This is a genomic window from Vibrio sp. 10N.261.52.A1, from assembly GCF_002876325.1.
Lineage (GTDB): Bacteria > Pseudomonadota > Gammaproteobacteria > Enterobacterales > Vibrionaceae > Vibrio > Vibrio chagasii.
The window spans coordinates 1-12004 of sequence record NZ_MCYD01001040.1; the positions used below are offsets into that span (position 1 = coordinate 1).

At 41.3% G+C, this 12004-nt stretch carries 9 protein-coding genes; all 9 read right to left on the minus strand.

All coding sequences use genetic code 11. The features are described from left to right. Positions 1-267: 267 nt before the first annotated feature. The 9 genes from cas6f to BCT81_RS22535 all read right to left on the minus strand — a co-directional run bounded on the left by cas6f (position 268) and on the right by BCT81_RS22535 (position 11932). Positions 268-873 carry a type I-F CRISPR-associated endoribonuclease Cas6/Csy4 gene (gene cas6f, locus BCT81_RS22495; RefSeq protein ID WP_102425905.1) on the minus strand — a complete coding sequence of 202 codons (606 nt, stop codon included), beginning with the start codon at positions 871-873 and terminating at the stop codon, positions 268-270. 9 nt (positions 874-882) lie between these two features. Then, complete coding sequence (gene csy3 / locus BCT81_RS22500) at positions 883-1914, minus strand: type I-F CRISPR-associated protein Csy3 (protein WP_102425906.1); 1032 nt, start codon at positions 1912-1914, stop codon at positions 883-885. Positions 1915-1920: 6 nt separating this feature from the next. Beyond that, on the minus strand, positions 1921-4008 hold the full coding sequence (locus BCT81_RS22505) for a type I-F CRISPR-associated protein Csy2 (protein ID WP_102425907.1): 2088 nt from the start codon (positions 4006-4008) through the stop codon (positions 1921-1923). 2 nt (positions 4009-4010) lie between these two features. Then, the gene (locus BCT81_RS22510) at positions 4011-5222 is read right to left on the minus strand and encodes a TniQ family protein (protein ID WP_102425908.1); all 1212 of its coding nucleotides are present in this window, start codon (positions 5220-5222) and stop codon (positions 4011-4013) included. Positions 5223-5349: 127 nt separating this feature from the next. After that, entirely contained in the window at positions 5350-5802 is a 453-nt protein-coding gene (locus tag BCT81_RS22515) for a hypothetical protein (protein WP_102425909.1), read from the minus strand. Continuing rightward, the gene (locus tag BCT81_RS22520; RefSeq protein WP_102425910.1) at positions 5799-9710 is read right to left on the minus strand and encodes an RNA-directed DNA polymerase; all 3912 of its coding nucleotides are present in this window, start codon (positions 9708-9710) and stop codon (positions 5799-5801) included. Before BCT81_RS22520 ends, BCT81_RS22515 begins: the two co-directional genes overlap by 4 nt. A gap of 11 nt (positions 9711-9721) precedes the next feature. Then, a complete protein-coding gene (locus BCT81_RS22525) occupies positions 9722-9925 on the minus strand; it encodes a hypothetical protein (RefSeq protein ID WP_102412638.1) in 204 nt (67 codons plus the stop codon). 85 nt (positions 9926-10010) lie between these two features. Continuing rightward, positions 10011-11393, minus strand: a complete 1383-nt coding sequence (locus tag BCT81_RS22530) for a DEAD/DEAH box helicase family protein (protein WP_102425911.1) — start codon at positions 11391-11393, stop codon at positions 10011-10013. Continuing rightward, positions 11387-11932, minus strand: a complete 546-nt coding sequence (locus BCT81_RS22535) for a hypothetical protein (protein WP_102425912.1) — start codon at positions 11930-11932, stop codon at positions 11387-11389. Before BCT81_RS22535 ends, BCT81_RS22530 begins: the two co-directional genes overlap by 7 nt. Positions 11933-12004 lie beyond the last annotated feature (72 nt).

Here is a 12004-nt window from a genome sequence, read left to right on the forward strand (position 1 = left end):
GCCTATGCGGCAGGTCACACCTACTATGCCGCTGATAGCGTCGAGCTATTTTTCTTAGCTGCCTATGCGGCAGGTCACCGAATTGAGATCCAATTCTTCGCTTCCCCATTTTTCTTAGCTGCCTATGCGGCAGGTCACTGTTAACTATAGTCACTAAGCTGTTAATTCCATTGGTTTTACATCTCAAAATCCCAAAATACCCTTTTTCTCCTTACTTCTGTAAGTCCTTGTTTTTACTTCTCTAAAAAAGAGCTTTAGAAAAAGGGTTTAAAAACGTAACTCAGGTACCGTCCCTTTTCTTTCTTGATTGGTGGCTAAACCATAGCTGTTAAAGTTTGCTGCATCGCGCTCACTAACAAGCTCCTTTTGTACAAACAAAATATAACTCTCTCCAGATGAAGCGCTGGAGATTGGTATTCGATTAAAACTATCGATGACCCGCTCTTCGTTCGTTACTGGTAACGATGGTTCAACACCAGATAGCTCCCCTCTCGCCATGCTTCGTTTGATTCGACGTTTTTTGGAACCCAGAAAGCTTTTCCCGATCGTTTGGTTACGGATAAACCTCACCTCAACCGCAGTGTCTGGCACCTCACAAACACTAGATACCTCAAATAAACCCTCATTTATCATCAAAGAAAAATAGGGCTGAAAAGATAGCCCAATCAGCATCTCTTTATCTTCAGCAACAAAGGCAATGGTTTGGCCAACTGTAGATTCGTTCCAGTCCGGAAAACTCACACCTATTTTATTCATTGCTTGTCGGTTATTGACCATAAACAAGTGCATTTGGGATATACACCGTCCTGCCAATAACTCATGGTCAGCTTGTGCAGGTATGTAACGTATTAAGAAATAGTAACGCTTAGTCATATCTATCCCTTACTTCGCTTTGGAACAATTGAATAGGCCACCTTTAATCAAGACAGACATAATAAAGTGCACGTCATTTGGGATGGTCTGAGAAGCTGTCATTGTCTCAATCCAATTCTCTGTATTTCTGACTAACTGGTAAAAGTCATTTCCATAGGAAACATGTCGCCTTGCTATAACGTACTCTCGGTCAGCTCCATACTCATTCACTCTTAATGGCTTATCTGCTTCTTCATGCCACCAATCGTCAATCGATTGCAACGCTGCACCAATTTTCTGACCATGAAAAGCAGCAGTTTCTTTTCCGTTCAATAATTCTACGGTAGCTAACTGCCTAGTAGGAACACCATCTTCTCGGCTATCTAAAAACTCTTGGCTTGGGTAAACCTCATCCCCCCAACCAACTCCAATTTTAGCTTTGACATCCATATAGAAATATTCGGTTGGGTCAGACAGGGCTCGCATCAAATAGGCTGTGAGCTTTTCTAGGCATTCTGCTGAAGCTTCATCCCAATGACCATACCAAGAAAGCCTTGTTGCGTTTTCTACAATCAAGGTTTGTGAATCACTGGTGGTCACTTCTATCGACAATCTTCGACACTCTCTGTTTCTCCAAAGCCAAGTACCAAGCAGAATGTTCTTCGCGTATCTAAGAGCAAGTTCCTGATACCCATTGAGCTCTTCATATGTTTTAGCAAGTAACGAAAGTTTAGAACGCACTTCATCATCACTACAGGTATCTGGAGTTAGAGAGTTTGCTCGAATTCGAAGGGGGAATGCACAGTAGATATCATCAACACCAGGTTTTACATAACACTCTTCGATGAACTGAGGATTGGAGTAAGCTAAATCTTGTGGAGCAACATTCTTTTCTACGAACTTGCCCCCTTTATATGCTTCTGCATAACCACCTTTTGGTGCGCGCAACCTAGTTCTATCAATTTCGAGGGGGCACATCTCACCACTTTTAGATAGATAGTAGAAATATGCTTTGCCAGCAGAGAGTGATCGAACGTAGTTCAGCTGAGTGCAAAGTTCCATAAACGATTAATCCCTATAGTTTTTTATAAGAATAGTTTCGCTACTGCATTCTATCGACCAAAAGGCATGGTTGAAAAAGTGATCTCTTCCACTAAAACGTACTTCTATCGGATTCACTTTCTTAGCTAACCCTATCGCATTTTCTGCATAGGCGTGACAATCGGTGATCGAGTTGCACCGTTTAGTTGGACGTTCTAACAAATGGTAGCCAATAGAAACTGGCAAATTATCAGCGTCTTTCGTTATTAAATGCTCTAGGTCATCAAAGTCACTCGGCTGGTTGTCACTTGGATATAACCAGCGCCCGTAGGCTGGCAAACCTTTTATGACATGGAAAAGCTCGCTCCTACTGGTAAACGTCCTTAGCCACTCAATCTGCGTCGAGAGCTGTGGTTGGTATAATGCCCCTCCGGCGAAAACAACGGGAAGAGCCGTTTTAAGAGCTGTCTTAAAATCTGAAATGCGGCTTTCACTATGAACTCTAATAACTAAGTCTATTTCTAGGTCCGCCAATCGTTCACTACGAATGGTAGGTCGTTTCGCGTTTGAAACCGTTCTAGCTTTAGCGACCGAGTTAGGCTCGGTAAGCTTGGCCGTAGGTTGAATGTTCTCGCTTCGGACATAAAAAGAGAAACTCGAAAATTCAAACAGGGAATTACAATTAACTAGCTTATTGAACTCTCTTTGATAACGGTGCATAAAGCCCCAAATAGCAGTCAAAGAAGGAGCACCACACAGATATTGGCTACTCATTGCGACCGCATCTTGCACTCTCATTGATGATAAATAGATATACTGCTCACCCGTTACCTTATCTTGATTGCCATTTGGTTTACTAAGTTGTTCAAGTACCCATACGATTTGGGCTTTAACGAGCTGCATAAGCTTAGGGTGATAGGCAAACTTGGCAGCATACTTATTATTCTGAAACGTGAGATGCAAGCGGCGGTTAAACTCACTAGATAAGGAACCTAGGTCCGATTCTGGTAGCGCCAAAAATGCTTGAGCTAAAGTGTCATCATGTTCCAATTGCTGTTGATTAGGGTCAGCATCAACGATATCTCTTAACTCAATTAAAGGAAGCATCCAAAGGGCTATCTGCTTTCGCAATATCTTACTTCTAACCTTACGAGCACTCTCCCTCTGCTTCTGTGTTTTTGATGGCTCTGAACCAATTAGATGATTTAAAACCTGACAAACTTTGGCATTAGTAACCTGATAGTCATCAAAGTAGTGACCACTCTTTTTGCGACTTTCAGGTAACGTTCCACCTTTCGCTGGTTTGACGTCTAGCGGGTAGTTTAGGGTTTTCATATTCCCACCTAAACTGCCACAAAGATTCCCGATACTTGCAGAATTTGGCAGTGACGAAGACACAAAGCTAAGCTTACTTTCTCGATTTCTCGATCTCACTTCTAACTCGCTCTGAATGGCATGGCTGACCACTGGGGTCAACGAAATATAATTATCCCCCCATGGAAACCGTAGCTGCTTACTGTAAGAACTGACGCTATCGGGAAAATGATTATCAGGGAGCTGCTCTTCAATTGTATGTTTTAAGCGAGCAAGTGACTTAGCACTTAGACCGAATTCTTTGAGCAACTCAATCCAAATGGAGCTTTCTTGCTTGATAAGTGAAAGGATGCATACGGGCTGTGATTGCCAACTAAAAGGATTCAATAACCACAATGTGTGACGATATACCGCAGAGTTATGCGCCCACCCTAAGCGCTGCTCTAATACTCCGCTTGAAATGAATACCTCGGTTGTCGTAAGAGCCTGTGCAACTATCCGCTGATCTTTAACTCGACAGTCTGGAAACTTGAGATTATGAGTGTGGAACCATTTAATTTCATCAAGGGACGCTTCTAAGTTCTCAGCCGCTTTTAAATGCCTTTTAGCTCGGGCAACATCCAACCAATCCGAGCACCTATCTGATTGATGGCTTGAACTGAGATTAAGCAAAATCGTTAACGCCTCTTTTTCACACCCTTCAACACAGACATCTTCTGTATAAGGCATGAACATCTTCTTTAGCGTAACCTGCTTTACTGCTTCGTCTTCAATTGCTAATAAGTCACTTAATTTCGTCATAATTACCACTCAGGCAGATATACACTTAAACCATCACTTTCAGAGCTCATTCGAGTCAGCTTTGTTTCGATGACACTTCTCAGAGTAAACGCTGATTCATGACTCGCTATCTTTGTATGCATTCGCGGCCTAATAGCGGCTTTGATCTCACCAAACTCATACAGCCGATATACCTCGTCTGTTGTACAAGAAAGCAATGTAGAAGCTTCTAAGGGGCTGAGCAGTACATCACCGATATTTCCTTTGGCGCTTGAGGGCACTGTTGCCATTAGCTTTGTAAAGTAAGCTAACGCCTGTGCAAGCACGATATTGTGACTCAACTGCCGACTGGGTAACTGACGACAATCTTTAAACAGATCGCCAAAGGCTTCATTGAAAAACACCTTCTTCCAATCTTTTACTCGAACAAGTTCTGCCCTCTCTTTCAAGGTATCGAGGTCTTGCCATACCGCCGTTGGCCAAGCGCTACAGTATTCAACGAATGACTCAAAACTGAGGTCATCGATATCACCATAACGATTTACATACCAAAGTAAAAAGCCATATCGCTCGGATAACGTCATTTCCCCCGTTAACAATCCCAAGGGTTTTGAATCATTTCTTGACAACCATCGAGCGACCAACACCTCAGCCTCTGGCGCATCCTCTACAGGCGAGTTTCGGAGCTCAAAACCACATTCACATTGGCTAATACTCTCGGTACTTTGATATTCAAGTCTCGACTTACACTCAGGACAGTGATGAACCAGTTTACAGCCATGATGTTCACAAGCTTGGTGAGAGATAAGTTGCCACTGCTGGCGAATGTAGGGTGCTTCGTCAATACACAGAGGGCAAATAGGCGTGAAGCGTTTGCGAAGAAAAGCATAAGGGTAGTCAACACCAAACCTATGAACAGCTTTGTATTGCGGAGAGAATTGAGCTTTAGAATGTGATAGCGCTAGGCGCAATACACCGAAGTTGTTGAACTTTAATTGCTTCTCCAGATGGATAAGAACCCGCACTCGCATTTGGCTTGTGGTTTGAGCGTGGTAGATATTGACTCGGTTGAGTTCTAAGGGAAAGGCACCAGCAATCGCTTCATGCTGATCCATGGTGTCGAACCAGATGTCTTCGGCGAAATGAGAAAATCGCTCGTAGCCTTGTTCTTGCGATAAACGTAACAAGAAGCTTTCGAGCGATTCGTCAGGGTAAAGTTGAATGTCCGTTTTCACATGCCACCACTAAAACTTAGAAAATCTAAGTTTTAGTATTACTGCTATTTTCATTAAATCAAATTCAGTGACAACAAATTGTGGCTAAAACTAGGTCTAGTATTCAACTACAATAGATATTTTTCCTCTAATCTATTAAGCCTTCAATTAACGCTTGCAAAGGCTTACACCACTCTTTTCTCTCAACAGAGCCTGAACCTTTTAGATGCCAGACATGCTTTTTGAGTTGATTGCTAATAGCAACCTTCCATTCTTCATCGTTTGGAAGTACATCCAATATCTGTTCAAACGCAAACAACATCTGCGCTACAAACCAGCGGTATTGGATATAATCTTTTTGGTTCGCTTTTATCTTATTTTCCTTGGCGTATGCAAAATCCGGCGATTGTTGACACAACTCCAAAAACTTTGAATAAGCAGAATACGCAGTGGCTCTTCTCGCTTCCTCTTTTGAACTAGTCCATTGCCGATAAGCAAAAACGGCTGCAACAATTGCGACTATACAAGCGATGATATTAGCCCAACTTACCCATAAACTAACATCAAGCAAAGCAGCCCAACCAGTTTCAAAGCATGTCATTTTTTGTCCTTTTGCATCATTACACCAGCAGGCTGTGTTTTAACAGTTTTATCAGATTTCATTCCTTTACCTACGTCGTCACGCCTAAAATCATACATATTCATTTCGAAGGTGTTAATGGATACTTGATTATTACCATGGCTATGGGCAATTAGGCGGTGATACGGTTCACTGTATGGGGCTTTTGCGCAAGAACCTCCGTACTCACCTGAGTTAACTAACACCACTGGCTGGAACATATGGTAGTGAAGTGCGTCAATCATAGTATCAAACGTATTTACATCTCTATTTAGTGCACATACAACATAAGCATTAGACTTATCTCGTAAGTCAGCACTTAAAGATATATCTGTGGCGTCATAACAGATTGAGCCTGTTAGAATAAAGCCTGTATCGTTAGGAAACCTAGGATGTTTTAATTCAAGCATCAATTGATACGGTCGCCATGACTGGATATGGCCTTTTTCCGCATACATCATATTTTGCTTGCCTTGGAACCGGATAAGCTCCTTTTGATTAGTATTTGCCTTTGGTGGTACGATCCAGACAGCACAGTTATTTGGCCCTTGAACACCTTCCTGCTCAATAAAAACTAACCCTGCATAGATGATTGCATGACTCTTGCGCGATAGATCAATCAGAATATCCATATCATCTCGATGGACTGATAGTTCAGGCCATACGATTAAATCAATTTTTTGACCTCGCTCATTACGTTCTTCATCAGTCACACGCTGGGCATCAATATGCTTACAAACTAATGCAGCCACATCGGCAACATGCCTCCGATGAATCGACCGAAACTTCTTATCATCTAACATCCAACCGTAATCCTCAAAATCTCGAATACGAGGCAACTTAGACTGAACCATTGCAACCGTTAATTCACGCTTATCCTCCGTCCAATCAAGCATTACTGATTCAATCAAACTAGGCATAGTTGAGTGTCTACAGTACATTTTTTCTAAAGTACTTAAACGTTGAACAATTAGATTTTTAAAAGAGGTGATGGTCCACCGGTTAGGCCATGTATAACCTTGGTCGTTAACATTGATTCCTGGCCAAATGAGAAGCTTAGATATCAATGTGGTCAACCAATGAGAAACTTGTGCAGATTCACCGGCTATAGCTTGTGGGGTATTCATCATTCCCAATGTTCTTTTATCTGGACTTGTTTTAATTCCTCTATAACCAAGTTTTGCTGTTATAGATGAGCCAAACCCAGACCAATCGACATTTCCAACTAGTGCAGAGCGTGCGCAAATTGCGATTTTTTGGATCGCACTAATTTCAGAGGACACATCAGTTAGGTGCGGACTTAGTTGTGATTGAGATTCGGTCAGTACTAGATTGACTTTCAAGTTGGCATGAAACAGGTCTAGCTGTGGTGTACCATGATAGGTTACACCTTCGAGTTCGACTTTAGTTTGTATGACGTCAATCAATTGATTTGTATTAGCTTCAAGTAATTGCTTAGGCTCTTCAAGTAACGCCTGCATCAGTTTGAGCAACATCACTTCATTTGCGAAAGGATTATCGCCTCTTAGAATAATACTCAGTAGTGACTTATCTCCGCTGATTTTATCCAGCGCCCCGCTTGAAGCTTTACGATCAATCGCATATTGCTTGGCAAGTTCTTTAATACTCCTTTTTTTAGCCCATTCAACACCTAGAGAGCGTGCGTGCCTTATTAGAGCTATGAATAGATTTAGATTTTGCGAAGCAACCTTGGTTAAGATTGCTAAACAATCATCTGGTGTTAACTTTGCCAAAAAGCATGAAATCGAACGATTTAAAGATTTGCTGTCATCGCTAAGTTGTGCTGCAAGTAACACATTTGCAGCAACTCTAGATGCATTCATCGCACTATCAACTGAAACCTCCCTAAACCCTTTGATAAGCTTAATAATCATATCGTGGTCAGCATTACTCGAACTTTCTTCTAGGTTCGAATCTCGCCTACAAAGCAGTAAAAACTGCGCTTGCTCCAACAATAGATCAAACTTGCCTCCACTATCACCAGCATCATGGCTTACCAACATTGCTTGATGTTGAAGATGTTCGAAATATTCATCATATTTAGCATGAAGTGGGATATATTTAGGATCTAGACGGTCAATAACTGTTGCACTATGGCGGAATACTTCTGATAGGCAGTATCGTGCAATCGATTGAATTTTAGTCTCAGGGTCAATTAACTTCTTGTTTAACTGCTGTAAGACAGGCTCCAACAAACGACTACATGGATAAAGTTCTAGACCTTTTTTAAGTAGTAACACGAGTGAAGGATCATATGACCATGCAGCTCTTAAGCGTCTCGCTAATCGCTCTTGTAAATAGTCCCAATCACCTGCAATAGCGTTTCCATTAGCATCAACTTCATGGGCGCTAAAATTACGAATGCCTTTTAGTAGCTTGGACATTTTATTGGCGGCAAAACGCTTGATGGTATCATCACGAACATCAAGTTCACTTTTATTTATTTGAGCAAGCCGATTAGGGACACAATTATCATCTTGTTCCGGTACTTGGTCACTAGCGACGATAGATAGTAAGGACTCTAGCTGACCTAGAGTTTCTTGGGACTCATCAAATGCAATTGGCCCGCTAAGTTTTTGCTGAATATGCGTAAGCTCTTTAGATATCCCAGCTACACGTGGCTGATAGCGCTGTATTTTAGTTTTACCATCATTTAACTTAAGATCATCAAGATTAGATTTTTTGATGACATCTTTGATGGCTGCGATGACTAACTTCTCAACATCAAGTTTAGAAATCGGGGTGTCAGTAGTTTTAGAAGTCGCAGATACAACCAAGCGCATGTCATCAACATATCGGCAGTAGTCAACTAAAGTAACTTCAATATCAGCGATATTGGTTGCAGTTTTCAATACACTTCCAATTAAATCTCTAAAGTTTTCGTCAAACCCAAGCATGTATACGTTAGCTAAAAAGCCGCCTGCTACTAAACCCTGTGGAATACCTTTCGGTGCAGACATCACCTCTTCATTTTTACAAACCTTATTGAATTCCAGAGCAGCCTGTTCACTCCACTCCCAAGTTTCAAAGGCTGCCAGTAGTTTATTAAGATGTTTAACTTCCTCTTTTTTTTTAGCTTCGACGGTTGCGACAGTTCTTATGAGCTCACACAACTTTTTGCGGTTGACTAAGTCAAAAAACTTGGCAAGATCCACATCTAAAATGAATACTTCATGGTTCTCATCAAGTTCAGTTCTCGCTTTCTTAGCAAAATAGAAAGGGCGTTCTAAAAACTTCCGGTTATCAACAAAAAATTTACTGTAAGTAGTAGTGCCACCATAGCTGTGCTCCGCATTGCCCTGCTCGTCATAACGGCAATAGAGGCGGTTACCGTAGCTAACCACCTTTTTTTCATGTACTAACTCGAGCTCTGTACTAGGATCACCTTGGCGTGATTCCACCTGATTAGCGATACACATCATCAACAAAGTCATCATGCTTTGTTCACGAATAGGCATATGTGCAAGTGGTCTTAATGAAAATGCTATATCAGCCGGTTTTTCAGTGATCTTTTTAATTTCGTCAGAGTTCTGGTTGTATCCATCCAACGCTTCATTTATCGGCTGCCATGTTAAGCATTCCTCAGAACCAAAACCTGCCTTTTTGAACTCCCAGTTATGTTGCTTAGGTGCAGGGACAAGCTCTAAAGGCTTAAAAGCCAAATCATCTTGCTGTAAATCATTGCACCACTGCTGTGCACTTTCCAACAACGATAATGCTGACAAGTCCAATTCAAAATTGTCAGCATACCAATTAGCAGTACGGATATATTGATGACTTTTTTTCCATGCAAGCGTCATCAACAAACTGTCGGTTAAGTAATCGTCATCTAAGACAAGCTGCTCATATTTCTTTGCAATACTTGGCATGTTCTATTCCCTTAAACAGCCTGTTCAACAATAGCGTACGTGAGCTTAAATTGGTTAGCCTGAGAGGCGTTAAATCGAGCTTTAAGGTGAACCCAAATACCTAATAACTCTTTAACTTTAGTTACTAACCATCCAGCGTATTTAATCGTAGGAAGTATGAATTGGGTAATAATGTTGATTCCAGATAACTTAGCTTTATTAATGCTGCTGACCATTTAGATTACTTGTAGATAGACTCAATAGCTAATCAGTATATCGTAAAGTCAATATAAATCCGAGTGCGTATTATTCATTGTGCGATTAAGTGAATGTTGCGATAACTCTTTGTTTAAAATAACCTAAACGCAACTCATCATAACCTTCGAAATCAGAGTGAAAAGCGTTTTGAACCCCATCGATTTTTGACCAATGTAATTGAGTTGAGGACTTCCCAGATACCATAATCTTATCGTTCGACAAGTCTGTAGGAGTAAAACTCTGCACCTTATCTGATTCATCAGTCTGTTCATTCGATTTAATAAATAGACACGACTCTGGAATATCCTGCTCAATTCTTTCAGCAAACCCAATCAAACTTTCTTCGGCAAAGGTATACAACCACGCTTCTTGGTTGGGTGAGTCATCAACTCTCAATATCCTTCCGAGGACTTGTCTAAAGTAAAGCTCTGTTTTAACCGAACTCATATGACAACAAACCTGCAGCCGAGGGATATCCGTGCCTTCACTGATCATTCCAACACTGACTATCCACTGAACATTCGAATGACGAAAAGACTCAATTTCATTCAACGGATTATCCTGATGATAAGTCACGATGCATGCTGATTGATTAAAGTGCTCAATCAGTCGCTTTTGAATATGTTTAGCGTGCTTGATAGAAGCAGCGACAACTAAACCACCTGCATTTGGGGACTCTTGTCTTGTTTGGGCTAGTTTTTGGCAACCACTATTCAATATGTAGTTCATAGCATCTTCATTGTGAATGACACTGTGATAAGAGACATCAGATTGTTTAAGGCAGTCCAGAATGGAGGAAAAGTGCTGATTACTATTGCCTTTCTGGATACTCAAATGCTCATTGTCTATCAGGGCAATTTTAGGTTGGCGGCATACCTTATCAACAACGGCCTGTTGCAAGCCATATTGATAATCACAAATGAGCATACCATCAGGGTCGGAATACTCGGCCATCACTATCGGTAACCGATCAGAACGCCAAGGAGTACCCGACAGCGCTAATGTGTAACGGGCAAAACCTTGGATCTTACTGACAATTTCTAACCCCCATGAATTTGACCTCCTCTCATCATCAAACGAGCAATGGTGGATCTCATCAAATACGACTAGTACCCGATATTTACTGACGGTGTTCCAGAAGTTTTCATCTAAAAAACGGATGGATTGATAGGTATAAGACCCACCTAAAGAGCCCAAGCCTCCATTAAAGGAACATTCCAGTTTCCATGAAAAGGTCTTTTTCATCCCTTCAGCGACCGAAAGTGATGGTGAGAAACAGAGAACTAAGTCAATCATACCTTCTTGAAAAAGACGCTTAGCAACCTCTGCTGCCATAACGGTTTTACCAGCACCAGGAGTGGCTTGACAGAAAAAATGTGGGCGTCGATTTGATGAAAACTTATTGATAGCCAGCTCTACGCACTCAGCTTGCCATGTTCTTAACATTGGGAAGCCTTGCTTTGGGCTACTTGCATCCAGTTGGTTAGTGCATTGATTTTGCCCAATAGCTTAGCTGATCGCTCTCTCGCTGCATTGAATAACGGTTCCATATCATGCTTGTTGTTTGGAAAACGCGTTAACAAAGATTGGTATTCCTCAATCTCGCCCAGAGTAATCGCTAACTCACCTTCATGTTGTTTTTTCTCTTGTTCTAGTGCATTTAGAGAGAACTCCGGAGTTTGAACAGTTATTGAATCAACTTTAGCTTTCTTATTTCTAGCTGCTCGAGGCTCAATTGTAAGCGCTTTAAATTCATTAGTTTGATGGTAACGCTTGCCTCTGCGAGTCCCAATGACAGAAAGCCAGCCTTTCTCCTCAAGCGATAGAAGTTGCTTATACACATACTTTCGAGCTTCGTCACTGCTCGTAAAGGTTGAAGTACTATTTAACAAAGCATCCCTAACTTCTATAACAGAGAAATCATCCATCCCTTTTTCAATCAATAGGTTAAACATATCAGGGTTAATTCTGGTTACTTTCTTCATGTGACTCTTGCACGCAATAAAAACTTAGGATTGCTAAGTATACAAAAATCAGTAAAACTTAGACAATCTAAG

What these genes read in the sequence shown, in the direction of transcription:
- cas6f (WP_102425905.1), bottom strand. Translation starts at nt 873, where the DNA reads ATGACTAAGCGTTACTATTTCTTAATACGTTACATACCTGCACAAGCT.
- csy3 (WP_102425906.1), bottom strand. Translation starts at nt 1,914, where the DNA reads ATGGAACTTTGCACTCAGCTGAACTACGTTCGATCACTCTCTGCTGGC.
- BCT81_RS22505 (WP_102425907.1), bottom strand. Translation starts at nt 4,008, where the DNA reads ATGACGAAATTAAGTGACTTATTAGCAATTGAAGACGAAGCAGTAAAG.
- BCT81_RS22515 (WP_102425909.1), bottom strand. Translation starts at nt 5,802, where the DNA reads ATGACATGCTTTGAAACTGGTTGGGCTGCTTTGCTTGATGTTAGTTTA.
- BCT81_RS22520 (WP_102425910.1), bottom strand. Translation starts at nt 9,710, where the DNA reads ATGCCAAGTATTGCAAAGAAATATGAGCAGCTTGTCTTAGATGACGAT.
- BCT81_RS22525 (WP_102412638.1), bottom strand. Translation starts at nt 9,925, where the DNA reads ATGGTCAGCAGCATTAATAAAGCTAAGTTATCTGGAATCAACATTATT.
- BCT81_RS22530 (WP_102425911.1), bottom strand. Translation starts at nt 11,393, where the DNA reads ATGTTAAGAACATGGCAAGCTGAGTGCGTAGAGCTGGCTATCAATAAG.
- BCT81_RS22535 (WP_102425912.1), bottom strand. Translation starts at nt 11,932, where the DNA reads ATGAAGAAAGTAACCAGAATTAACCCTGATATGTTTAACCTATTGATT.